Source organism: Natrarchaeobius oligotrophus (assembly GCF_003841465.1).
Lineage (GTDB): Archaea > Halobacteriota > Halobacteria > Halobacteriales > Natrialbaceae > Natrarchaeobius > Natrarchaeobius oligotrophus.
Map to the genome: position 1 here is coordinate 32,463 of NZ_REFZ01000008.1, position 24,328 is coordinate 56,790.

Here is a 24,328-nt window from a genome sequence, read left to right on the forward strand (position 1 = left end):
CTGCTCGGATAATCACTATTTTAGTAATATTTCTTGTTACGGCTCATCTCTGACCCAATGTGGGTTGTTACGCCTAGCAGGAGTGCGGTACCTACACCGGCCCCGGATATCGATTTCAGGACGGGCAGTCTCACCGTATCAACCTCTTTTTCTCTTATCCCTGTCTGAATGTTACTCTAATGTCCCCCAATACATCTATCGATAGATTATATTAAAGACATTGTGTACTAATGAATGTCGCTGAAAAAGGTATTTAAATATTGGGCAGGAAAGACAGATATGAAAGAACACCGACGTTATTTCATCCTCTCTTGCGCATGTTTGTTGAGTGTATCTGGTTGTTTATCCAGGAACAGTGGCCCAAATCCGGACATAAAGTTGAGATTGTATAATAATAGTGCTGAGCGAAAGATTTTTCATTTTGCACTAGAAGACGACGGTGGAATTGATGAATGGATAACCCGCGAAGTCAATGCGGGTACCGATGAAACCGTTAGTGTAGAGGTCGATCGAAACCAGATGTGGAATACGTTTCACGGAGTTATCGATGACCACGTTATAACTGGTGAACTGATTAGCCCGGAGTCTGCCTCTTGTATAGAATTACGATTTATCTCCGAAATAGATGATTCAGATGAGCCAGAAATACTACAGGATGCGACGGAGGGATGCTGAGTGTAGACAGAACCGGTGAGGGTAGATAGGGCACTAATTACGGAGGCGGCACGTTGATTTCCGACAGTGGAAATTGAATGAAATACCCGTAGAATAACGATCTCCTTCTCTGAATCGTCGATCGGCAGTTTGTATCGGATCTCGAATCGAGCAAACCGGAAGTCCGAATCGCTAGATGTAGCCCTCGTCGGCCAGTCGCTCGATACCCTCGCGGAGTCGCTCCTCGCTCGCGGCGTAGGAGATGCGGGCGTAGCCGGGCGTGCCGAAGGCGCTGCCGGGGACGGTGGCGACGTGGGCGTCCTCGATGGCACCTTCACACCAGCTCTGGTCGTCTTCCGCGACGGGAAGCATCATGTAGAACGCGCCGTCGGGGACGGCGACGTCGACGTCGTGTTCGGCCAGCAGGTCGACGACGAGGTCGCGACGCCCCTCGAAGGCCTCGACCATCTCGGCGACGGCCTCGTCGGTGTTCTCGAGCGCCTCGATGCCGGCGTGCTGGACGAAGTTGACGGCCGACGACACGGAGTGGCTGTGGAGCTTGCCGGCCTGGTCGATCAGCTCCGACGGGCCGGCGAAGTAGCCGAGCCGCCACCCGGTCATCGAGTAGGCCTTCGAGAAGCCGTTGACCGTCACCGTGCGATCGGCCATCCCCTCGAGCGTCCCCAGACTGGTGGGCTCGACGCCGTAGGTGATCTCCTTGTAGATCTCGTCGGAGATGACGGTGACGTCGTGTTCGACCGCCAGGTCGCGGACGCCCTCGAGTGCGGCGTCGGAGTAGACGGCTCCGGTGGGGTTCGACGGCGAGTTGACGATCAACAGCGCGGTGTCGTCCGAAACGGCCTCCGAAAGCTCGTCTATGGCCGGCTCGAGCTGGAAGTCGTGGGGCGAGAGGTCGACGCGCGACAGCGAGCCGCCGGCCATCTTCACCATCGCCTCGTAGGAGACCCACGCCGGGTCCAGCAGGACGACCTCGTCGCCGTCCTGGACGAGCGAGCTGACGATTTCGTACAGCGCCTGCTTCGCGCCGGGGGTGACGATGATCTCGTCGGTACCGTGATCGAGGCCGTCGTCCGCGAGCTTCTCCGAGATCGCTTCGCGCAGCGCGAGGATGCCGGACGAGGTGGTGTAGCCGGTGTGGCCGGCGTCCATCGCCCCCTGGCCGGCGTCGACGATATTCCGCGGGGTCGGGAAGTCGGGTTCGCCGACGGAGAGGTCGACGACGTCCGCGCCGTCGGCCTCGAGTTCGGTGGCCAGCGCGGAGATCGCGAGCGTTGCGGACGGTTCGACTCGGGTTACGCGGTCGGTGAATTCCATCGTCATCGTATCACTCCGGTCTCGGCAGTTCGGAAACGAGATCGAGCGCGCCGTCGACGGCTTTCGCCGCGTTCTCGACGCGTTCGCGCGCTTCCGCCGCTGACATTCCGGGCCCCGTCACGCCGAGGGTAACGGGGGTATCACGCTCGAGACTGACGTCGGACAGCCGCTGGGCCGTCGCGTCGGAGATCACCTGATCGTGATCCGTGTCGCCGGTGATGACGGTTCCGACGACGACGACGGCGTCGATCTCCTCGAGACGAGCGAGACGATCGGCGGCCAGCGGAGCGTCGTACGCGCCGGGAACGTGGACGGTGTCGCGAACCTCCGCGCCCGCGGCGTTCGCCGCCTCGAGGGCCGCCTCTTCCATCTGCTCGGTGATCGGGCGATTGAACTGCGCGACCACCAGTCCGAGCGTGGTCATACGCGAGCGGTGGAGTGGACCGGTAAAAGAGGTACCGTTCTCGTCCGATCCGTCACGCGCCGGATCGTCGTCGCTCGACGCGGCTTCTCGTCGATCGCTCGAGACACCGTCTCGTCCGGTCTATCGTACCATTTGTCGGGAGGACTGCAGACGGATCGCAGTCTCAACGGCAGTGACGAACGGTAGTCCGTCTCACACCCGTTCATCCCCGTCCGCCGCGGTGGACGGTTCGAAGCGGGACGAGCGATGCCCGCGTTCTCCTCGTTTGGGAATCCTTAAGCGCGGTCGTCGTCAACCGGCGCGCAATGACTACGCTCGAGACGCCGGGACCGACGGTCGGCGTCGTCGGCGGGGGACAGCTCGGTCGAATGCTCGCGGAGGCCGCGTCGCCGCTGGGGGTCGATCTCATCGTCCTCGATCCGACGCCGGACTGTCCGGCGGCGACGGTCGCCCGCGACCAGATCGTCGCCGACTTCGACGACGAGGAGGGAATTCGAGAGCTCGCCGACCGATCGGACGTGCTCACCTTCGAGATCGAACTGGCCGACCAGACCGTCCTCGAGCGCGTCGGCGAGGAGACCGGGACGCCGGTGCACCCGAAGCCGGCGACGCTCGAGACGATCCACGACAAACTCGTCCAGAAGCGCGAACTCGCGGACGCCGGCGTTCCCGTCCCGCCGTTTCGCGAGGTCGAGGACGCCGACGACGTTCGGGACGCCATCGACGACGTTCGGGACGCCATCGACGACTACGGCGCGCCGGTGATGCTCAAGGCTCGCACCGGCGGCTACGACGGCCGCGGCAACGTCCCCGTCGAGTCGAAAGCCGACGCTGAGGACGCACTCGAGTCGGTCGCCGGCCCCGCGATGGTCGAGGCGTTCGTCGACTTCGAGCGCGAGGTGTCCGTGATCGCCGTCAAGGGCGACGGAGAGCTCGCCACCTTCCCGCTCGGTGAGAACGTCCACGAAGACGAGATTCTGCGGGAGACGATCGTTCCCGCGCGATCCGGCGAGACCGCGACGGAACGCGCCTACGAGGTTGCCCGCGACGTCCTCTCCGTGATGGAGGGCCGCGGCGTCTACGGGATCGAGCTGTTCGAAACTGGCGAGGGTGAGATTCTGCTCAACGAGATCGCGCCGCGGCCGCACAACTCGGGACACTGGACGATCGAGGGGGCCCAGAGCTCGCAGTTCGAACAGCACGTCCGGGCCGTCCTCGGCTGGCCGCTCGGTTCGACCGAACTGCGCTCGCCGACGGCGCTCGCCAACCTGCTCGCGGACGTCGAGGAGACCCGAAACGCACGGCTTCGAAACGTCGACCGCGTCCTCGAGACGCCCGGCGCGCACCTCCACTGGTACGGCAAACGGGAGGCGCGTCCGGGCAGAAAGATGGGGCACGTGACGGTGTCGGGACGCGACGACGACGCGACCGTCGAGGAGTTACTCGAGATCGCACGCGACGTAGAGGACGCCGTGACGTTCCGGGATTGATCGTCGTCCCGTCGATCCCGCGTTATCGGCAGCCGATGCGGATCTCTCCGGACTCGACCCCGGGGCGGTCGACGTTTCGCGGAGTTGAAGTCACCTCCCCCACCACCACCACGCATGAGCGACAGCGTTCGCGACCTGATCGATCGGTTGCACCGCGAGGCCGACCGGGATCGACCGACCGAGGAGACGCCCGACGTCGGGATCGTCATGGGCAGCGACTCGGACCTCGAGACGATGATGACCGGCGGGAAGCGCCGCGGGGCGTACGACGCGTTCGTCGACGAGCTCGGCTTCGCGGAGCAGACGGACTTCGAAAACCCACCGGAAGAGCGCTTTGCGTTCGAGACGTACGTGACGTCGGCCCACCGGACGCCGGACCTGATGACGGCGTACGCCGAGACGGCCGAAGACCGCGGCCTCGAGGTGATCATCGCGGGCGCAGGCGGGAAGTCGGCCGATCTGCCGAACATGACGGCCTCGATCGCGTACCCGCTGCCGGTCATCGGCGTCCCGGTCCAGGAGAAGTCGGTCGACAGCGTGATCGGGATGCCGACCGGCGCGCCGATCGTCGCCGTCGACGCGGGCAAGTCGTTCAACGCGGCGCTCTCTGCGGCCCAGATCCTCGCCCGCCAGTACGACGAGATTCGAGAGCGGCTGGTCGCCTACCACGAGGACCTCCGCGAGGGCGTGGGGACCGTCTCGCGGGAACTTCACGACGACGGGACGGCGGCGTTTCGATCGCGCGATCGGTAGGCGAACGGTGGGGTGGGGCGTGGACGTTTCGATCGTGCGATCAGTGAATGCAGATTACGGGTCGCCGACGTCCGGTCTCGAGGCAGGGCGTGACAGTCGCCCAACGGGCGCGTCGGCTCGAGATGGCGAATCGTTCGATCGTTCACGGTTCCTGATGGCCGGATGCAGCCCCTTTTGAGCCGGAAATCGAACAATCAACCCTTATGTGGGTGCGGTTTGAACGTCCGAACGTTACCGAGATGAACGACTGGATAGCGATTGGGGCGCTGGCGTTCGTGGGACTGCTGATACCGCTCGGGATGATGGCGGTATCGTACCTCCTTCGGCCGAGCGTTCCGGAAACGAGCAAACGCGCCACCTACGAGAGTGGCGAGATTCCGACCGGCGGAACGCGCATCCGATTCAACATCCAGTACTACATGGTTGCGCTTCTGTTCGTCATCTTCGATATCGAGACCGTCCTGCTGTTCCCGTGGGCGGTCGTGTATCTGGATGCCATCGAGTCGGACGCCGTCACGCTGCTCGAGATTCTCGGGCCGATGGTTGCGTTCGTCGTCATCCTGCTCGTCGGACTCGCGTGGGCGTGGCGAAACGGCGCGGTACAGTGGGCACAGACACCCCGTCAGGTAGACACCGACCACAACCGACCATGAGTAGCGACGATCCACGGCAAACGATCCGCGACAGCACCGCACCGTCCACCGACACCCGTGACGCGCGAATGGGAGAGGGCGTCGACGATCGGTTCAACTCGAAGCTTCGGGAGGCGTTCGGCACGTCGCCGTTCATCCTCACCAAGTTCGACGAGTTCATGAACTGGGTGCGCGGGAACTCGATGTTCATGCTCCAGTTCGGGATCGCTTGCTGTAGCATCGAGATGATCCACACGTACGCGATCAAACACGACGTCGACCGCTACGGGGCCGGCGTTCCCCGGGCGTCGCCGCGACAGGCCGACGTCATGATCGTTCCGGGAACGATCGTCTCGAAGTTCGGCCCGCGGATGAAACGCGTCTACGACCAGATGCCCGAACCCAAGTTCGTCGTCGGGATGGGATCGTGTACGATCTCCGGCGGCCCCTTCCAGGAGGGATACAACGTCGTCAAGGGCGCAGAGGAGATCATCCCGATCGACATCCACGTCCCGGGCTGTCCCCCCCGACCCGAGGCGCTGATCTACGGCATCCTCAAACTGCAAGAGCGAATCAAAAACGGCGAGTCCTCTCCCGTCGTCGTCAAACCGTACGAGCTCGAGGAGTTCGGCGACCTCCCGGAGGACGAACTGGTACAGAAGCTCGCGAGCGAGATCGACGAAGACGACCTCGTCATGCGGTACAACTGGGCTGATTCGCCATGAGTACGGGAGCCGAAGCCGATGTCGAAGCCGACGCCGACCTCGTCCACGACGAACTCGAGGGGGTGATCGGTGATCGCGCGCTCGCACGCGACGATCACGTGAACGCACCGGGGTTCGTCGTCAACCCGGACGACGTCCAGGACGTGCTGGTCGACCTGCGAGACGAGGCGGGCTACGATCACTGCTCGTGTGTCACCGCACAGCAGTACGACGACCGCTTCGAGACGATCTACCACCTCAAGAAGTACGCGGACCCGACCGACGAGGTGAGCATCGTGGTTCCGACGTCGCTGTCGGAGCCGGTCAGCCAAAGTGCCGAACCCGTCTATCGAACCGCCGACTGGCACGAACGGGAAGCGTACGATCTCGTCGGCATCGAGTACGAGGGCCACCCCGACCTCAGACGGATCCTGCTGCCCGAGACGTGGCAGGGTCACCCGCTGTCGGCGGATTACGACCAGGAGAAACCCCAGATCGTCACGCTCTCCGAACACGCGAACCCGCTCGAGCCGGACCACAGGGATCCGGAATCCGACACCATGTTCCTGAACGTCGGACCCCACCACCCGGCGACCCACGGCGTCCTCCACGTCAAGACGGTCCTCGACGGCGAGACGATCGCCGACCTCGAGCCCGACATCGGCTACCTGCACCGTTGCGAAGAGCAGATGTGCCAGCAGGGAACCTACCGTCACCAGATCATGCCCTACCCCGACCGCTGGGACTACGTCTCGTCGGGGCTGCTCAACGAGTGGGCGTACGCGCGCGCGATCGAGGATCTCGCGGACATCGAGGTACCCGAGTACGCCCAGGTGATCCGGACGCTCGGGGCGGAGCTGTGTCGGATCGCCTCGCACATGCTCGCGCTCGGGACGTTCGCGCTCGACGTCTACGGGGAGTTCACCGCGACGTTCATGTACACGTTCCGCGACCGGGAGATCGTCCAGGACCTCCTCGAAGACCTCACCGGCCAGCGGATGATGTTCAACTACTTCCGCGTCGGTGGCGTCGCGTGGGACCTTCCCGAACCTCGCGAGGAGTTCTTCGAGCAGGCGCGGGACTTCCTCGACGAACTGCCGGCGAAGGTCGCGGAGTACAACGACCTGATCACGACCAACGAGATCTTCCAGACGCGCTGTATCGACACCGGAGTCCTCGAGCCCGACGTCGCGAAGGACTACGGCTGTACGGGTCCCGTCGCTCGCGGCTCGGGCGTCGACTACGACCTTCGACGCGACGACCCCTACGGCTACTACGAGAGCCTGGAGTGGGACGTCGTCACGCGCGACGGCTGTGACAACTACGCCCGCGTCCTCTGTCGGATGGAGGAGGTCGAGGAGTCGGCGAAGATCGTCGAGCAGTGTCTCGACCTGCTCGAGGACTGGCCGGAAGACGACCGCGAGATTCAGGCGAACGTCCCGCGAACCCTGAAGCCGGACGCCGACGCCGAGACCTACCGCGCCGTCGAGGCCGCCAAGGGCGAACTCGGCATCTACATCCGATCGGACGGGACGGACAAGCCGGCGCGGTTCAAGATCCGCAGCCCGTGCTTTTCGAATCTCTCGGCGCTCGCGGAGATGTCCGAGGGAGAGTACATTCCCGACCTGATCGCGTCGCTGGGTAGTCTGGACATCGTCCTCGGGGAGGTGGATCGATGAACGCGGCGATCGCCCCGCTGCAAAACGGCGATACGGTCCTGTTGCCGGAGCGGATCGGCGAGCTGACCGGGCTGAGCGAGTTCGGGATCGCCGGCGAACTGATCGCGGCGTTTCTCGGCGCGTTCATCGTCGCCAACCTGATGCTCGCGATGACCGGCGTCGCCGGCCCGTGGGCGAAACGGAAGATCACCGCCGCGTTCACCGACCGGATCGCCGTCAACCACATCGGACCCGGCGGCATCCTGATCATCGTCGCCGACGCGGTTCGGCTGCTCTCGAAGGAGAACATCATCCCCGAGAACGCCGACCGACCGGCGTACGACCTCGCACCGATTGTCATCGCGGGTTCGGCGCTGCTCGGGTTCGCGGTGATCCCGATGGGAAGTGGCATCCACCTCGCCGATCCCGAGGTCGGGCTCGCGTTCGTCTTCGCGGTCGCCGGCATCGCCTCGATCGGCCTGGTGATGGCCGGCTACGCGTCGGGGAACAAGTACTCGATGCTCGGCGGGCTGCGCGCGGTCGCACAGAACATCGCCTACGAAATTCCGCTGGTCGTGACCGGGATGTCGGTCGTGCTCTTTGCGGGCTCGCTGCGGATGAGCGAGATCGTCGCGGTCCAGAACGAGACGACGCTGTTTACGATCCCCGGACTCGAGTGGGCGGTGCCGGCCTGGTTCGCGCTGGTGAACCCGTTCGCGTTCGTGCTGTTTCTGATCGCGAACTTCGCCGAGGTCGGACGTAACCCGTTCGACATGCCGGAAGCGCCGGCCGAGCTGATCGCCGGCTACCAGACCGAGTACTCCTCGGTTTACTTCGTGCTGGTCTACCTCGGGGAGTTCCTGCACATCTTCCTCGGGGGCGCGATCATCGCGACCATCTTCCTCGGCGGTCCGGCCGGGCCGGGGCCGGCCGAGCTGGGCATCGTCTGGTTCCTGCTGAAGATCTGGGCGGTGTTCCTGCTCACGCAGTGGCTGCGCTCGGCGGTGCCGCGCGTCAGGATCGACCAACTGATCGAAATCGGCTGGAAGGGACTGCTGGTCCTTTCGTTCGCGAACCTCGCACTCACCGCAGCAATCGTGGGGCTGATAGCATGATCGGAGTACTCAAATCGATGGCGACGACGATGAAACACGCACTGGACGGCACCACCTTCACGGTGGAGTATCCGAAGACGGCACCGGACGTCTCCCCGCGGTTCAGGGGCGTCCACAAGTTCAGCCAGGAGCGCTGTATCTGGTGTCGTCAGTGCGAGAACGTCTGTCCGAACGATACGATCCAGATCGTGATGGACGATCAGCGAAACGGCGAACAGTACAACCTCCACATCGGACAGTGCGTCTACTGTCGCCTCTGTGAGGAGGTGTGTCCGGTCGACGCCATCCTCCTCACCCAGAACTTCGAGTTCACCGCGGACACGAAACACGAGTTCGTCTACAACAAAGAACAGCTCAAGTCGGTACCGTGGTACAAGGACATCGACCCGCTCGAGTCGCGCGAACCCGATCGGGGCGCGTGGATCGGCGAAGGTGAGGGGGAGGTCGATTACCAGTAACGGGTCGCCCGTCCCGAACGGGCAGTTACGACAACAATGACATACGACCTAATCGCGTTCGCGCTGTTCGCCTTCGTCACGCTCGCCAGCGCGCTGGGTGTGGTCCTGTTGCGGGATCCGTGGCACTCGGCGCTGATGCTCGGCGTGACGCTGCTCAGCGTCGCGGTGTACTACGTGATGCTCGCGGCGGAGTTCGTCGCGATGATGCAGATCCTCGTCTACGTCGGCGGGGTCCTCATCCTCATCACGTTCGCCGTGATGCTGACTCAGCGGGAGGAAACAGACGAAGTCGACGAGGTGGCACAGACATGACGACCGGTCCGAAACTTCGACTCGACAGCTCGCTCGCTCCCGGCGTTCTCGCGGTCGCCCTGTTCGTGATCATGGCGACGATCGTCCTGAACACCGGCTTTTCGCCGGAGATGGAAGGCTTCGAGGGAGTCGACTCGATCACGGCCGAGATCGGCTACGCGATGTTCGATCTCGAGGCCTTGCAGTCGACCGAAGGGTCGATCCCCGACACCGAGGCCTTCCTGGCCGCGTTCTTGCTGATCGCGGTCGCACTCGACGCGGCGCTCGACGCGTCGCTGGTCCTCGCGAAACGCGAAGAGGAGGGCGAACCCGTCGCCGCGCTCGCGAGCCGGGGAACCGGAAGCGACGGTGCGGGATCGGCCGCCTCGGGTGTTGCAGGTTCCGATCGATCGGCCGCCACCGACGGCGGTCACGAGGGCTCGACCGTCGACGCAGATCGGGCGGACGACCCGGGAGGTGAGTCGCGATGACGGTGCCGATCGAGTACTACGTGTTGCTCTCGATGGCGCTGTTCTGTATCGGTCTCTTTGGCATTCTGACGCGCCGGAACGCACTGATGTTCCTGATGTCCGTCGAACTCATGCTGAACGCGGCGAACATCAATCTGATCGCGTTCGCGTTCTACCACGGCAACCTCACGGGGCAGGTGTTCGCGCTGTTTACGATGGCGCTGGCCGCCGCCGAGGTCGCCGTCGGACTCGGGATCATCCTGGTGTTGTACCGAAACTTCCGTGACGTCGACGTCACGGTACCGACGACGATGAGGTGGTAAGATGGAAGGGTTATTCGACTACGCGCCGGCGATCGCGCTGTTCCCGCTCGTGGCGTTCGTCGTCGCTCTCGCCTTCGGCAACTCCCTGCCGAAGAAAGGAGCGATTCCGGGCATCCTCGCGACGGGAGGATCGTTGCTCCTGTCGATCGCGATGCTCGCGGCGGTCGCAAGCGGCGAAGTGTATCACGAAACGCTGTACGAGTGGGCGATCGGGGACGCGGTGAGCGACACCGGCGTCGACGGAGTCGAGTTCACGTTCGGCATCCTGATCGATCCGCTCTCGGCGCTGATGCTGGTTATCGTTTCGCTGATCGCATTCCTCGTCCACGTCTTCAGCCTCGGCTACATGAACGCGGAGGGCGAGACCGGGCTGCCGCGGTACTACGCCGGGCTCGGACTCTTTACGTTCAGCATGCTCGCGTTCGTCTACGCGGACAACCTGCTGATGGCGTTCATGTTCTTCGAGCTGGTGGGGCTGTGTTCGTTCCTGCTGATCGGGTTCTGGTTCCGCACGCGAAGCGCCCCCTCGGCGGCGAAGAAGGCGTTTCTGGTCACCCGGTTCGGTGACTACTTCTTCTTGATCGGCGTCGTCGCCATCGCGGCGACGTTCGGAACGCTCCAGTTCGCGGGCGACGACTCGTTCGTCGCGGCTGCCGAAACGGCGATCGCCGACGGCACGACGCTGTTCGGATTCGCGCCCGAAACCTGGGTGACGATCACCGGACTGCTCGTGCTGGGCGGTGTCGTCGGCAAGTCCGCGCAGTTCCCGCTGCACACCTGGCTGCCGGACGCGATGGAGGGTCCGACGACCGTCTCGGCGCTCATCCACGCGGCGACGATGGTCGCGGCCGGCGTCTACCTCGTCGCCCGGATGTTCGGCTACTACGCACTCAGTCCGACCGCGCTCGCCATCATCGCGTTCGTCGGTGGTTTCACGGCGCTGTTCGCCGCGACGATGGGCGTCGTCAAAGACGACATCAAGCAGGTGCTCGCCTACTCGACGATCAGCCAGTACGGCTACATGATGCTCGGACTCGGCGTCGGCGGCTACGTCGCCGGCGTCTTCCACCTGATGAATCACGCCTTCTTCAAGGCGCTTTTGTTCCTCGGGGCCGGTTCCGTCATCGTCCTCATGCACCACGAACAGGACATGTGGAAGATGGGCGGGCTCAAAGAGAAAGCGCCCGTTACCTACTGGACGTTCCTCGCCGGCGCGCTCGCGCTCGCGGGGATCATCCCGTTCTCGGGCTTTTGGTCCAAAGACGAGATCCTCTACGACGCCCTCATCGTCGGCCTCGAGGAGCCGATCATCCTCGCGGCGTACGCGATGGGGCTGGTCGCCGTCTTCTTCACCGGCTTCTACACGTTCCGGATGGTCTTTTTGACCTTCCACGGCGAGCCGCGATCCGAAGCCGCCGAGGATCCACACCCGGTGGGCTGGTCGATCAAAGCGCCGCTGATCGTCCTCGGCGTGCTCGCGCTCGTGGCCGGCGTCGCCAACCTCGCGCCGGTCGCGAAGCTCGCCCAGCTCGACATCACGTTCCTCGAGTCCTGGCTCGACGGCGAGTTCGGCGCGATCGAGGGGCTGACCTACGGCGCGTACGGCGAGTTGCTGGCCTACGAGACGAGCTACATCGGCACCGAGTCGACGACCGTCCTGATCGCCGCGGGCGTCTCGCTGTTGCTCGCGTTCTCCGGGGCCGGCGTGGCCTGGACGCTGTACAACGTCCCCGAGCCGGTCGAACACAAGGAGCGACTCGGCTCGATCGGCAAAACCGTCGAGGACAACTACTACCAGGACGAGTACCAGGTCTGGCTCGCAGAGGGGCTGACGCTGCCGCTGTCTCGAGCCGCCGATCGGTTCGACCAGACCGTCGTCGACGGCGTGGTCAACGGCGTCTCGACGGCCAGCCTGTTCGGTAGCGACCGGATGAAGCGACTGCAGACGGGTATCGTGACCAACTACGCGGCACTACTGGTGACCGGGTTCATCGCCCTGTTGCTCGTACTCGGGATCCTCGGAGGGTGGTTCTGATGATGATCGAGACACTGATCGCGGTCGCACTGATCGGCGCGCTCGTGACGTTCGTCGCGCCGAATCGAATCGCCGGCAAGCTGGCGTTTCTGATCAGCCTCGTCCCGGCGGGTCTCTCGCTGTGGATGTTCGCCACCTTCGACGGCCGGGGCAACGCCCTGCTCGAGGGCGACCTCGCGTTCGAATCGCGCCTCGAGTGGATTCAACTCGGCGCGTACGACATCAGCTGGTTCGTCGGTCTCGACGGCATCTCGATGCCGCTGGTCGTGCTGACGACGATCCTCGTTACGCTCGCGATCGTGAGTTCGTGGACGCCGATCGACGACCGCGAGTCCCAGTTCTACGGGCTCGTGCTGTTCATCGAGGCGAACCTGATCGGCGTCTTCGCCGCCCTCGATTTCTTCGTCTGGTTCATCTTCTGGGAGGCCGTGTTGATCCCGATGTACCTGTTGATCGGGATCTGGGGCGGCCCCCGACGCAAGTACGCCGCGATCAAGTTCTTCGTCTACACGAACGTCGCGTCGCTCGTGATGTTCGGCGCGGTCATCGCGCTCGTCTTCGGCCTCGGCGACGCCGTCACGAGCTTCGCGTTGCCCGAGATCACGGCGGCGATGCTCGACGGCGGACCGGACGGCTTCTTCGGCGTCGCCGGACCGACGCTCGCCTCGGCCGTCTTCGTCGCGACGTTCGTCGGGTTCGCGGTGAAGGTTCCAGTCGTCCCGTTCCACACGTGGCTGCCGGACGCACACGTCGAGGCGCCGACGCCCGCGTCGGTGCTGCTGGCGGGCGTCCTGTTGAAGATGGGAACGTACGCGCTGTTGCGGTTCAACTTCACCATGTTCCCGACCGAGATCGTCGAACCGTTCGTGGTTCCGATCGCCGTCGTCGCGGTGATCAGCGTCATCTACGGCGCGATGTTGGCGCTCGCACAGACGGACCTGAAACGAATCGTCGCGTACTCGTCGGTCTCCTCGATGGGCTACGTCATCCTGGGACTGATCGCCTACACTCACTTCGGAGTCGGCGGCGCGACGTTCCAGATGGTCAGTCACGGACTCATCTCCGGGCTGATGTTCATGGCCGTCGGCGTCATCTACAACGCCACTCACACCCGGATGGTCACCGACATGTCCGGGATGGCGGATCGGATGCCGATCGCGGTCGGCATCTTCGTCGCCGGCTCGTTCGGTTACATGGGCCTGCCGCTGATGAGCGGCTTCGCGGCGGAGTACTTCATCTTCTTCGGCTCGTTCGGGGCCGACTTCCCGTACGCGCCGGTCTTTACGGCGCTCGCGATGTTCGGCATCGTCGTCGTCGCGGGCTACCTGCTGTACGCGATGCAGCGGGCGATCTTCGGGCCCTACTCGCTCGAAACCGACTACGAGGTGAGCCGCGCGCCGCTTCACGACGTCGCACCGATGTTCGTGTTGCTCGGACTGATCATCGTCCTGGGCGTGGCTCCCGAGCTGATCTTCGAGATGATACACGACGCTGTCGATCCGATCGTCGACGGAGGTGAGCTGTAATGGCGTTCGTCGAACTTCCGGAGTGGGCGGCGCTCGCACCGGTGTTGATCCTCGCGGGAACCGCGCTGGCGCTGTTCGTCTTCGACAGCGTCAACCCGCACTCGACGAACCGGGCCGTCCTCGCCGGAACGTCGGCCGTCGGCTCGCTGGCCGCACTCGGCGTCGCCGTCTGGTTCACCGCCGCCGGCGTCGGCGCGCCCGGAATGGACGGCTTCGGCGTCATCGAACTGTTCGACGGCCAGATCGTCGTCGATCAGATGGCGCTGTTCTTTATCATCGTCGTCACCGTCGTCACGGCGCTGGTCGTGGTCGCGAGCTACGACTACATGGAGGGTCACGCCTACCAGGCCGAGTACTACTCGCTCGTCATGCTGGCGGCGACGGGGATGGCGACGATGGCCACGGCGAACAGCCTCGTCACCATCTTCATCGCCCTCGAGCTGGCGAGCCTGCCGTCCTACGCGCTGGTCGCGATCCTCAAGGACAACCGCGGAAGCGTCGAAGCCGGGCTGAAGTACTTCCTGCTCGGCGCGCTCTCGTCGGCCATCTTCGTCTACGGCATCTCGCTCGTCTACGGTGCGACCGGCTTCCTGCAACTCGACGCCATCGCGGCCGAACTCGAGGCGCTCGCGGCCGGCGACGGCGGCGACTTCGGCGGGCTGCTCGGACTCGGCATCCTGATGTTGATCGGCGGCTTCGCGTTCAAGACCGCCAGCGTGCCGTTTCACTTCTGGGCGCCCGAGGCGTACGAGGGCGCGCCCGCGCCGATCAGCGCGTTCCTCTCGTCGGCCTCGAAGGCCGCCGGCTTCGTGATCGCCTTCCGCGTGTTCACGACGGCGTTCCCTGTCGACGTAACCGGACAGCTCATCGGCGTCGACTGGACGCTCGCGTTCGTCATCCTCGCGGTCGTCACGATGACGGTCGGCAACTTCGCGGCCGCGACCCAGGAGAACGTCAAGCGGATGCTCGCGTACTCCTCGATCGGACACGCGGGCTACGTGCTGATCGGCCTCGCCGGCCTGGGTGCAGGCAGCGAACTCGTGATGGGCGCGGCGATGATGCATCTGCTCGTCTACGGCTTCATGAACACCGGTGCGTTCCTGTTCGTCGGACTGGCAGAACACTGGGGCGTCGGCAGGACGTTCGAGGACTACAACGGGCTCTCGAGGCAGGCCCCGATCGCCTGTGCTGCGCTCGCGGTCTTCATGTTCAGTCTGGCCGGCGTACCGCCGTTCGGCGGCTTCTGGAGCAAGTACTTCCTGTTCACCGGCGCGCTCGAAGCCGGGCTGCTCGTCGTCGCCGTCGCGCTCGTGGTCAACAGCGCCCTCTCGCTGTACTACTACGCGCGGCTGGTCAAGGCCGTCTGGATCGAGGATCCGATCGTCGAACGTGACGGGCTGACCCAGCCCACCGGACTGTACGCGGCCATCGTCGTCGCCGCCGTGATGACGGTCGTGTTGCTGCCGGGCTTCGGTCCGATCGCCGACGCGGCACTCGAGGCCGCCGCGGTCGTCATCGCGTAACCGCCGGGCGGCGACCCGGTAACTTTTACCCGTCGGGGTCGCAACCCGCGACATATGGTTTTCCGGCTCGTGCTCGGCTGCGGGACCGTGGGACGCCACGTCGTCGAACAGCTGTCCGAGCGCGACGGTGACGGGCGGTTGCTGGTGATCACCGACGACGAGAGCGTCGTCGAGGCGCTTCGCGACGAGAGCGTTCCCGCTCGTCGGGGCGATCCGACCGACGCCGTCACGACGAACCAGCAGCCGGACGTGATCTTCGTCGCGAGCGACCGCACCGACGTGAATCGCGCCGCCCTCGAGGCGGCCCGACGCCGGTTTCCGGCCGCGTCGATCGTCGCTTACCTGGGTGGGAATCCGACCCGCGCCGACCGATCGGCCTTCGAAGACCGCGCGGATCACGTCGTCGACGCGGCGGACGCGATCGTCGACGAGGTGCTCGACGAAACGGCCAGCCCGTCGGCCGAGACGGCGATCGAACTCCGCAGGCAACTCGAGACGATCGACGGCAGACTGGCCGTCGTCACCCACGACAACCCCGATCCGGACGCGATCGCGAGCGCGGTCGCGCTCGTCGACGTCGCGACGTCGGTCGGTCTCGAGGCCGACGCGTGTTACTTCGGAGACATCTCCCACCAGGAAAATCGCGCGATGGTCAATCTGCTCGATCTCGACCTCCGAAACCTGAGGCCGGAGGACTCGCTGTCGGCGTACGCCGCGTTCGCGCTGGTCGATCACTCGCGACCGGGCGTCAACGACCAGCTCCCCGAGGAACTCGACGTCGACATCGTCATCGACCACCACCCGCCGCGTGGCCCGGTTTCGGCGTCGTTCGTCGATCTCCGTGAACACGCCGGCGCGACCAGCACGGTCATGACCGAGTACGTCGACCGGTTCAGCCTCCCGTTCGATCCCGCGACGGCGACCGCGTTGCTGTACGGTATCCGGATCGACACGAACGACTTCACGCGGGAGGTGTCGCCGGCGGACTTTCGCGCCGCGTCGATCCTCTGGCCGCACGTAGAGACGTCGCTGCTCGAGCAGATCGAACAGCCCACGATCGAAGGCGAGACGCTCGAGACGATCGCTCGAGCCATCAAAAATCGGGTGCAGCGCGATTCGGTTGCGGTCGCCAGCGTCGGTCGAATCACGAACCGGGACGCCCTTCCGCAGGCTGCGGATCAGTTACTCGCGATGGAAGGGGTCGGGACGACGCTGGTCTTCGGGTTCAGAGACGAGATGGTGTTTCTCTCCGCGCGCTCGCGGGCGAACGACGTCGACCTCGGGGAGACGCTTCGAGATGCGTTCGAGCGGATCGGCAGCGCCGGCGGACACGCCGACATGGCCGGCGCACAGCTCGAGATCGGCATCCTCGGCGGCGTCGACGACGAGGACGAGGTCGACTCGATCGTCAGCGTCGTCGAGGAGGTGATCGCGAACCGCTTTTTCGAGGCGATCGACACGCGCCCCGGCGCGTCCGTCGGCGCGTACACCCGGACGAGCGAGTTGCTGTTCACCAGGGGTGGGGAGTACGAACGCGGCGGACCACCCTGAACGAACTCGGTGAAACCGCCGGGTAACAGTACTTTTGCGTTCTCGCCCGTTACGGTTCGCGTATGGACGTTGCGTCGGACAGGAGAAAACCCCAGGTCGAAGAGTACATGACCCGGGACGTCGCGACGGTCTCGCCCGACACCACGGTCGGCTCGGTCGCGACGCGGATCGCTGAGAGCGACGAACACAGCGGCTTTCCCGTCTGCGAACGCCGGCGCGTCGAGGGGTTCGTCAGCGCGCGCGATCTGTTGCTCGCGGGGGACGACGAGCCGATCTTCAAAGTGATGACGACCGATCTGCTCGTCGCCCACCCCGAGATGAAGGTGACCGACGCGGCGCGCGTCATCCTTCGATCGGGCATCCAGAAGCTTCCCGTCGTCGACGACGCCGGCAACCTCGTGGGGATCATCTCCAACGCCGACGTGATACGCAGCCAGATCGAGCGCGCGACCCCCGAGAAGGTGGGAAAGCTCAAACGCACGCTCGAACAGATTCACGAGATCGAACTCTCGGAGGAACGGCGAACCGTCCCGCTCGCCGCGCTGACGCCGACGCAGGGACGCGTGTACGCCGACGAACTCGAAGGGAGACGCTACGAACTCGAGCGAGGGCTCGCCGAGCCGCTGGTCGTGATCGACAACGACGGGACCCTTCTGCTCGCCGACGGCCACCACCGCGTCCTCGCGGCGGATCGACTCGGGATCGACGAGATGGACGCGTACGTCATCGTCGTCGACCGCGAGATCGACCTGGGAATGGCCCGGACCGCCGCGAAAGAAGGGCTCGAACGGATCGGCGACATCGACGTCGTCGACTACGCCCGCCACCCGCTGGTGCAGACGACCAAGCGGCTTCAGTCCGAGGAGTAACGCGGTCGAGCGCACTCGCGGTCGGAGTGAGAAGCGACGACGACCGGACGAACGGCGGCCGGAATCGACGGACGATCGAACGGATCGAAATCGCAAACTGCGGATTCGAGACGTCTCTCGAGCGCTACTCAGCGGTCCGGAATGCCTGCTGCACAGTTATCCGTCTCCGTGAACTACCCCGCTCGATGGCTGGCTCCGAACCGAACGACGATACCGCCTCACACTCGGGCGGAGAACTCGACGACGTCGAGCGCGTCCTCGTCGCGGGCGCGAGCGGTGATACGGGAACAGAACTGCTGTCGGTGCTGCGACCGACCGACCTGACCGTTCGCGCGACCACCACGTCGTACGCGAACGTCGACGACCTCGAGCAACTCGGCGCGGACGAGATCGTCGTCGCCGACTTCTTCGAGCCGCGCGACGCGATCGTCGCCGTCGAGGACTGCGACGTCGTCTTCTGTACGCTCGGCACGTCGCCGAGTTACCGCCACACCGTCGGCGGGAAGCTGATCGACCGGACCGGCGTCGTCAACCTCGTGACGGCCGGACTGGGCCAACACGTCTCGCACTTCGTCCACCAGAGCGCGATCGGCGTCGGGAGTTCGAAATCGGGACTTCCCCTCCCGGCGCGACTGTTGATTCGCGGCTCGCTTCGCGCAAAGCGCGACGCAGAAGCTGCGTTGGGCCGATCCGGGCTGTCGTATACGATCGTCCGTCCCGGAAAACTCACCACCGATCCGCCACGCGGCGATCTCGTCGTCGGCGAAGGTGGCGACTCCGTCTCCGGATCGGTCCCGCGGGCCGATGTCGCCCGACTCATGGCGGCTGCGCCGTTCACACCGGAGGCGCGAAATCGCACGTTCGAAGTCGTCAGCCGCGAGGGACTGTCGGGAGCGCCGACGCAGCTCGTCGACGTCGACTGGGCGTTCGATTGCATCGAGGCCGACAGAGAACGCATGCGGTTGTAACAACGAAGCGGTACTCCGAGTTCGACGCGAGACGACCGATCTCCGATCGTCCCGTCGCGATCGGACACGCAGATGCCGCGTTTCGAGCCTCAAACGCCGCGTTTCGAGGCTCAGACGTCCCGTTCGATCACGAACCGGGTGAACTCCTCGAGTTGGTGTGCGATCTCGTCGTCGAACCCGAGGCCGTCGATCTCCTCGCGGGCTTGCGCCGCGAGTTCGAGCGCCCGGTCGCGGGCGTACTCGATGCTGCCCGCGTCCTCGATGATCGAAAGCGCCTCGAGCACTTCCTCGTCGGTGTTGGCGTCGGACTCGAGGATCTCCTCGAGGCGAAGCGCCCGACCCGGCGGACTCTCCTCGATCGCGTGGATGACGAGCAGGGTTTTCTTCCCCTCGCGGACGTCGTTGCCGAACTCCTTTCCGAACTCGCCGGCGCGTCCGAGCGAGTTTTCCACGTCGAGGATGTCGTCGCCGATCTGGAACGCGACCGCCGTCAGTTCCGCATAGTTTGCGACCGCCTCCTCGACGTGGTCCGGCTGGTCGGTGATGATCGCGGCGAGACGAGCGACGATCCGTCCGAGACAGCCCGTCTTGCACGCGCACATCTCGAGGTACTCCGCGGGTGTGACCCGAACCTCGCGTTCGTTGTGCCAGCAGATGTCCATCCCCTGACCGAGGTGGGTGCGGTTGAGTTCGTACATCAACATCTCGTAGGCGGCCAGCCGACGGTCGGGTGCCAGATCGGCCGGGTTCTCGGTCAGGATCTTCAACGGAAGGAAGTACATCGCGTTGCCGGCGTTCAACGCGACGTCCTGTCCGTGAAGGTGGTGCAACGCCGGCTCTCCCCGCCGCTTTGCGGCCTCGTCCTCGACGTCGTCGACGATGATCGTCCCGTTGTGGAGAATCTCCGGAATGCACGCGTACGGCAGGTACTCGGCCGGATCGTCCCCGAACCCCTCGACGAACACGAGAAAGAGCACCGCCCGCCACCGTTTGCCGCCCCGATCGAGCAGATCCCAGAGCGGATCCGACAGCGCCCGCTGGATCCCGTCCGGATCGTACGCGTAGGTTGGCTCGCCGAAAAACGACTCCAGGTATTCGGCGTCGATCTCCCGCGGGACGAGGTCGGCGATCGCCTCGTCTACGGCCGGCCGCCACTCGAGAAGCGTCTCCCGCATACCCGTCTCGAGAGTGAGCGGGGTAAAAAAGATTCAGTTCTTCGTGTCGTGACCGGTCGTGCGAATTACCGATTGCCGAGACGGCACCACGGCGTCGCCACGGGTGTTCGAATCCGCACGCTTTTGGTCGCCCCACCGGAAAGAACGCGTATGAATCGCACCGCGTGGACGCCCGACGCCGATCCCGTCGTCGGGATCGTCACCGACGATCCCCGTCGAAAAGCGGAAGCGACAGGGTCGACGACGTCCACCGCGCCGACGCTCGAGCCCTCGGCCGCCCTCGAGACGGCGATCGCGGATCGCGACGGAACGCTCGTCACCGGATCGCCCGAGGACGTGCTCGCGGCCGAACCGTCGCTCGTCGTGGCGGCCGCCGAACGGACGGTCGCCGCGGTCGCCGCCGCGGACCTCGACGCGGCGATTCTTCCGCTCGGCGACGTCACCGGGATCGAGGGGATCGAGCCCGCGGCCCTCGAGGCCGCGATCGAGGCGGCGTTAGCCGGCGAAACCGCCGTCGAAACGCGTCCGCTCCTTTCGGTGGAGACGCCCCAGGGCCGGCGCGAACGCGCCGTTTTCGACGTCACGCTCGTCACGGAGGAGCCGGCCCAGATCTCCGAGTACACCGTCTCGAGTCGGGGCGATCGCGTGGCACGGTTTCGCGCCGACGGCGTGGTCGCCGCGACGCCGGCCGGGAGCGACGGCTACGCGAACGCCGTCGACGGACCGCTCCTCTCGGCCGCGCTCGAGGCGCTGGCCGTGGTGCCGATCGCGCCGTTCGTCACGCGGACGCGTCGGTGGGTGCTCCCGGACGACGGGCTGACGATCTCGGTCGAGCGCGACGAGGACCCGGTCGTCGTCTGCGTCGACGACCGGACGCTCGAGCGGGTGCCGGCGGGCGAACGCGTCTCGATCGCCGCCGACGGCTCGTTTTCGACACTGGTCGCATCGACCGTCGACGGCGTCGAGACGAGCCGCTGACGGGCGTTCTGCTAATTATCCGGCGACGAGGTGTCGGTATCGATCGGCGTCACACTGGAGAAAGCGACGACCGTCTCCATACGCATTCGCCTGTGAGGGCGGGGGCCGCCGAACCGTTCCTCGAGAGCGCGGCCCCAAACAGATCTCGGGAACGCGCCGCAGAGTCGTCGCCCGGAGGCACTACGAGACGGAGATACCGAACCCGAAACCTCGTTCGCGCTAACTGTCGTACGGCTCCTCGTCCCGGTGGTGGTCGGGATTCGCGTTCTCGAGGGCGTCGTTTTCGCGCTGTGTCGACTTCTGTTCGATGTCCTGGCGTCGTTGCTCTTCGTCCTCGCGTTCGCGCGCTCGCTTTTCCTCCTCGGTGAGTCCCTCCTCGTCCGCAGTCTCCTCCGGATCTGTCTTCTCTCGGGCCAGTTCGACGTCCCGACCGTGCTCGTTCTCGTCGGTCTCGCCAGTCTCGTTTTCGTTCGTGGTCATCGTGATCCCGGCCGGAGGTTCCGGCGAACGACGGAAAAGGGTTCGGCCTGCCACCGCGATCCGTCCGAAATCGGCCTCGAGCGCGCGCTTCGGCCCGGTTTCGGAACTCACCAGGGCTCGCCCGAGGCGAGGTCGATCGGGGCGTCGCCGCGCTCGGAGGGACAGACGTCCGCGAGCACGCAGTCGTCGCAGTCCGGATTTCGCGCCGTGCAGGTGGCGCGGCCGTGATCGATACAGAGGTGGGTGAACTGCTGCCAGTACCCGTCCGGAACGATCTCCATCAGTTCCCGCTCGATCTTCTCCGGTCGCTGCTCTTCGGTGAGCCCCAGCCGACGCGAGAGACGCTGGACGTGCGTGTCGACGACGATCCCCTCGACGATGTCGTGGCCGTGCTGGAGGACGACGTTCGCCGTCTTCCGGCCGACGCCCGAGAGGTCGGTCAGCGCCGACATCGTATCCGGCACCTCGCCGTCGTGTTCCTCGACGATCGCCTCGCAGGCGCTGCGGATGTACGTCGCCTTGTTGTTGTAGTAGGTGATCGAGCTCAGGTCCTCGGCGAGTTCCTCCTGGGGCGCGTTCGCGTACTCTTGGGGCCCGTCGTACTTCTCGAAGAGGTGTTCCGTCTCCTGGTTCACCCGCTCGTCCGTACACTGCGCCGAGAGGATCACCGCGATCAACAGCTCGAGGCGGTTCGAGTACCGAAGCGAGATCGTCGAATCGGGGTACTCCTCCTCGAGACGCTCGATCACGACCTCGGCCTGGGCCGCGTTCGTCTCGCGTGGGGTTCCCATAGGGGTGTGATCGGAGCCCCCTCGTTTTAGCGTTCGGATTCGCTCGAGTGCGAGCGGTGAGTAACTCGCTTCACCGACTACGATAGTCGCCCGATCGGTCGTCGAATACCCGCCTCTTCGTGCACGAGTACGGTGTCGTCTCTTCGTTCCGATCTGTTTTCCACTGTTCCCTCTGTGTGGGAAAAATACAAGTTAATCACACCACCTAGATAGAGATGAGACAGATGGGTACTGAAACGGACGAACGCGGTCGGCTGTATCTTTCGAAGGACATCCGCGATCGATACGGCGAACGATTCCACGTGGTCGAGTACAGCGATCACGTCGAGCTCATACCGATCGACGACGATCCGCTACAGGGACTTCGAGACGCGGTCGGCGACGCGCTCGAGGGAAAATCGATCGAAGAGCTTCGCGACGAGGCCAGAGAGCTGGCGAGACGAGAGGCTGAAGATGGTGTACGTCGAGACTGACTTCCTCCTCGCACTCGCCAAAGAGTCCGACTGGTTGAAGAGCGAAGCGGAGGAAGCACTCGAGAAACGAGAGGTAGCCACCTCGATTCTCGCTTACGCCGAGTTCCTGCTCCTCGCTGAGAAATACGATATCGATCGGGTACGCGCAGTATCGAACCTCGTCGAATTAGTCCCCGCACTGCCCGAAGAACACTCACAGGCCGTCTTGAAGGGGGTTCAGTATCAGGACGCACACGGGATGACCAGCCTCGATGCGCTCCATGCGGGAATGATCGACACGTGGGACGCGCCGGTGCTCGGTTCCGAACAGGATTACGACGAACTCGACATCGATCGAATCCCGTTAGAACCCGGTCGAAACGAGTGACACGTGCGAGGAACGAGCGTTCGCCAAATCACTTTCGAATCTCGTCGATCGAATCCGCGACGTCCGCCGCCTGGATGTCGGAGTACGCCTGGTGGGTCGTCTCGATCGACTTGTGGCGCAACGCCGACTGCGCTAACTCCGAGTGTCCCTGTTCGTACAACTCCGCGCCGAGCGCCCGGCGCGCGCCGTGGGGCTGGAGGTAGTCCGCGTCGCCCTCGAGTCGGATATTCGCTTCCTCGGTGAGCCGTTTCATCACCCGTCGGCCGCCTTCCTTCGTGAGCGCCGGCGGCGTCACCTCGTGATCGCGCAGCAGGTCGTCGATCGATCGGCTCTCGTCGACGTCGTCGACGGCCGCCCGAAGCGCGGCCCACTTCGAGGGGGCGTGGCCGGTCGGGAACACCGGCCACTCGTCCGACGGTGGCTCGAGCACCCGACGATACCGCTCGAGGGCGTCGCGTGCGGCCGTCGGGAGCGCCGCCTCCTCGTACTGGCGGGACTTCCCGAACACGCGCATCCGTTTTCGCTCCAAGTCGACGTCCCCCCACCGGAGGCCGTCGCGGGCGTCGTCGTTCGTATCCCGGAAGATCTCGGCCCCGCGCACGCCGGCCTCCGCGAGCAACACGACGATCGCCCGGTCGCGAAACGCCAGCTCGCGGGAGACGTCGATCGTCCCCTCGAGGGACGTGTCGACGCGTTCGGTCGCGTAGGCGATTATCCGTTCGCGCTGTTCGGGCGACCAGAACTGTCGCGTGCGATCGCCCTTGTCCTCCGGGAGGTACTCGGTCGCCCGGTTGGTGTGTGCGGGGTTGCGATCGAGCAGTTCCTCGCGGACGCAAAACGAGAGAAACGCCCGCACGTAGTCGAAGTACGTGTTCGCGGTCGACGCTTTGAGTTCGCCGTCGACGTGGCGCTCCCGCAGGTGGAAGGCGTACTCGCGGAGGTCGCCCGTCTCCAGATCGCCGACGCGGTCGATCCCCTCGCGCTCGCAAAACCGGGCGAAGCGCGACAGCGGCGAGCGCATCGTCGCCCGCGAGCCGCCGGAGTCGAGCGACTCGAGGTAGCGGCTCACGGCGTCCTCGACGGTCTTGGGGCGGAGTGACGACCGACGACTCGAAGGCTCTGACATTCGTGTCCAGAGTACAGTGTCACTCTCAATAAAGACACTCGGTTACATCCTCGGGTAGGCGAGTGGACGTTCCGCGGGGCTTTACGACGGGACGGCCGACGCCGGGGGCGCGAATCCGCCACGACGGTTCCGTTCGTCCACCGCTCGAACGAGCGGGAG

Annotated in this window: 26 protein-coding genes; 20 read left to right on the forward strand and 6 right to left on the reverse strand. The window is 64.8% G+C overall.

Annotation, left to right across the window (positions count from 1 at the left end; translation table 11 throughout):
- The first annotated feature begins 234 nt into the window (after positions 1-234).
- Complete coding sequence (locus tag EA472_RS12805) at positions 235-675, forward strand: hypothetical protein (RefSeq protein WP_124191909.1); 441 nt, start codon at positions 235-237, stop codon at positions 673-675.
- Between the two features lie 171 nt (positions 676-846).
- Here the strand turns inward: EA472_RS12805 and EA472_RS12810 are convergent, their stop codons facing one another.
- Positions 847-1,995 (reverse strand): pyridoxal phosphate-dependent aminotransferase, encoded by a 1,149-nt coding sequence (locus EA472_RS12810; RefSeq protein WP_124191910.1) that lies wholly within the window; start codon positions 1,993-1,995, stop codon positions 847-849.
- A gap of 4 nt (positions 1,996-1,999) precedes the next feature.
- Entirely contained in the window at positions 2,000-2,413 is a 414-nt protein-coding gene (gene ribH / locus EA472_RS12815; protein ID WP_124191911.1) for a 6,7-dimethyl-8-ribityllumazine synthase, read from the reverse strand.
- 305 nt (positions 2,414-2,718) lie between these two features.
- Between ribH and EA472_RS12820 the strand changes: the two genes are divergently transcribed.
- The 16 genes from EA472_RS12820 to EA472_RS12895 all read left to right on the forward strand — a co-directional run bounded on the left by EA472_RS12820 (position 2,719) and on the right by EA472_RS12895 (position 18,779).
- Positions 2,719-3,903, forward strand: a complete 1,185-nt coding sequence (locus EA472_RS12820; protein WP_124191912.1) for a 5-(carboxyamino)imidazole ribonucleotide synthase — start codon at positions 2,719-2,721, stop codon at positions 3,901-3,903.
- Positions 3,904-4,017: 114 nt separating this feature from the next.
- Positions 4,018-4,656, forward strand: coding sequence for an AIR carboxylase family protein (locus EA472_RS12825; protein WP_124191913.1), 639 nt, complete (start codon positions 4,018-4,020; stop codon positions 4,654-4,656).
- A gap of 239 nt (positions 4,657-4,895) precedes the next feature.
- Entirely contained in the window at positions 4,896-5,309 is a 414-nt protein-coding gene (locus EA472_RS12830; protein WP_124191914.1) for an NADH-quinone oxidoreductase subunit A, read from the forward strand.
- On the forward strand, positions 5,306-6,013 hold the full coding sequence (locus EA472_RS12835; RefSeq protein ID WP_124191915.1) for an NADH-quinone oxidoreductase subunit B: 708 nt from the start codon (positions 5,306-5,308) through the stop codon (positions 6,011-6,013). Before EA472_RS12830 ends, EA472_RS12835 begins: the two co-directional genes overlap by 4 nt.
- Positions 6,010-7,671, forward strand: a complete 1,662-nt coding sequence (locus tag EA472_RS12840; protein ID WP_124191916.1) for an NADH-quinone oxidoreductase subunit D — start codon at positions 6,010-6,012, stop codon at positions 7,669-7,671. The genes EA472_RS12835 and EA472_RS12840 overlap by 4 nt, the downstream gene beginning before the upstream one ends.
- Positions 7,668-8,765, forward strand: coding sequence for a complex I subunit 1/NuoH family protein (locus tag EA472_RS12845; RefSeq protein WP_124191917.1), 1,098 nt, complete (start codon positions 7,668-7,670; stop codon positions 8,763-8,765). Before EA472_RS12840 ends, EA472_RS12845 begins: the two co-directional genes overlap by 4 nt.
- Positions 8,762-9,223: a NuoI/complex I 23 kDa subunit family protein gene (locus tag EA472_RS12850; protein WP_124191918.1), complete on the forward strand. Its 462-nt coding sequence runs from the start codon at positions 8,762-8,764 to the stop codon at positions 9,221-9,223. Before EA472_RS12845 ends, EA472_RS12850 begins: the two co-directional genes overlap by 4 nt.
- Positions 9,224-9,259: 36 nt before the next feature.
- Positions 9,260-9,535: an NADH-quinone oxidoreductase subunit J gene (locus EA472_RS12855; protein WP_124191919.1), complete on the forward strand. Its 276-nt coding sequence runs from the start codon at positions 9,260-9,262 to the stop codon at positions 9,533-9,535.
- Positions 9,532-10,005, forward strand: a complete 474-nt coding sequence (locus EA472_RS12860; protein ID WP_124191920.1) for a hypothetical protein — start codon at positions 9,532-9,534, stop codon at positions 10,003-10,005. Before EA472_RS12855 ends, EA472_RS12860 begins: the two co-directional genes overlap by 4 nt.
- Positions 10,002-10,307, forward strand: a complete 306-nt coding sequence (gene nuoK, locus EA472_RS12865; protein ID WP_124191921.1) for an NADH-quinone oxidoreductase subunit NuoK — start codon at positions 10,002-10,004, stop codon at positions 10,305-10,307. Before EA472_RS12860 ends, nuoK begins: the two co-directional genes overlap by 4 nt.
- A gap of 1 nt (position 10,308) precedes the next feature.
- Positions 10,309-12,342, forward strand: coding sequence for an NADH-quinone oxidoreductase subunit L (nuoL, locus tag EA472_RS12870; RefSeq protein ID WP_124191922.1), 2,034 nt, complete (start codon positions 10,309-10,311; stop codon positions 12,340-12,342).
- On the forward strand, positions 12,342-13,868 hold the full coding sequence (locus tag EA472_RS12875) for a complex I subunit 4 family protein (protein ID WP_124191923.1): 1,527 nt from the start codon (positions 12,342-12,344) through the stop codon (positions 13,866-13,868). The genes nuoL and EA472_RS12875 overlap by 1 nt, the downstream gene beginning before the upstream one ends.
- Entirely contained in the window at positions 13,868-15,391 is a 1,524-nt protein-coding gene (locus EA472_RS12880; protein WP_124191924.1) for an NADH-quinone oxidoreductase subunit N, read from the forward strand. Before EA472_RS12875 ends, EA472_RS12880 begins: the two co-directional genes overlap by 1 nt.
- Before the next feature lie 54 nt (positions 15,392-15,445).
- A complete protein-coding gene (locus tag EA472_RS12885; protein ID WP_124191925.1) occupies positions 15,446-16,942 on the forward strand; it encodes a DHH family phosphoesterase in 1,497 nt (498 codons plus the stop codon).
- 62 nt (positions 16,943-17,004) lie between these two features.
- On the forward strand, positions 17,005-17,811 hold the full coding sequence (locus tag EA472_RS12890) for a CBS domain-containing protein (RefSeq protein WP_124191926.1): 807 nt from the start codon (positions 17,005-17,007) through the stop codon (positions 17,809-17,811).
- A gap of 185 nt (positions 17,812-17,996) precedes the next feature.
- On the forward strand, positions 17,997-18,779 hold the full coding sequence (locus EA472_RS12895; protein WP_124191927.1) for an NAD(P)H-binding protein: 783 nt from the start codon (positions 17,997-17,999) through the stop codon (positions 18,777-18,779).
- A gap of 110 nt (positions 18,780-18,889) precedes the next feature.
- Here EA472_RS12895 and EA472_RS12900 read toward each other — a convergent pair whose 3' ends face one another.
- A complete protein-coding gene (locus EA472_RS12900) occupies positions 18,890-19,954 on the reverse strand; it encodes a polyprenyl synthetase family protein (protein ID WP_124191928.1) in 1,065 nt (354 codons plus the stop codon).
- A gap of 150 nt (positions 19,955-20,104) precedes the next feature.
- Here EA472_RS12900 and EA472_RS12905 point away from each other — a divergent pair, with 150 nt between their 5' ends.
- The gene (locus EA472_RS12905; RefSeq protein WP_124191929.1) at positions 20,105-20,932 is read left to right on the forward strand and encodes an NAD(+)/NADH kinase; all 828 of its coding nucleotides are present in this window, start codon (positions 20,105-20,107) and stop codon (positions 20,930-20,932) included.
- 219 nt (positions 20,933-21,151) lie between these two features.
- Here the strand turns inward: EA472_RS12905 and EA472_RS12910 are convergent, their stop codons facing one another.
- Together EA472_RS12910 and nth are read right to left on the reverse strand one after the other, a co-directional pair.
- Positions 21,152-21,412 (reverse strand): hypothetical protein, encoded by a 261-nt coding sequence (locus EA472_RS12910; protein WP_124191930.1) that lies wholly within the window; start codon positions 21,410-21,412, stop codon positions 21,152-21,154.
- A gap of 107 nt (positions 21,413-21,519) precedes the next feature.
- Entirely contained in the window at positions 21,520-22,203 is a 684-nt protein-coding gene (gene nth, locus EA472_RS12915) for an endonuclease III (RefSeq protein ID WP_124191931.1), read from the reverse strand.
- A gap of 224 nt (positions 22,204-22,427) precedes the next feature.
- Here nth and EA472_RS12920 point away from each other — a divergent pair, with 224 nt between their 5' ends.
- The gene (locus EA472_RS12920; RefSeq protein ID WP_124191932.1) at positions 22,428-22,676 is read left to right on the forward strand and encodes an AbrB/MazE/SpoVT family DNA-binding domain-containing protein; all 249 of its coding nucleotides are present in this window, start codon (positions 22,428-22,430) and stop codon (positions 22,674-22,676) included.
- On the forward strand, positions 22,657-23,043 hold the full coding sequence (locus EA472_RS12925) for a PIN domain-containing protein (RefSeq protein WP_165874887.1): 387 nt from the start codon (positions 22,657-22,659) through the stop codon (positions 23,041-23,043). The genes EA472_RS12920 and EA472_RS12925 overlap by 20 nt, the downstream gene beginning before the upstream one ends.
- Positions 23,044-23,071: 28 nt before the next feature.
- On the opposite strand, the gene EA472_RS12930 is transcribed toward EA472_RS12925, so the two are convergent.
- Positions 23,072-24,169, reverse strand: a complete 1,098-nt coding sequence (locus EA472_RS12930; RefSeq protein WP_124191933.1) for a tyrosine-type recombinase/integrase — start codon at positions 24,167-24,169, stop codon at positions 23,072-23,074.
- Positions 24,170-24,328: the final 159 nt, after the last annotated feature.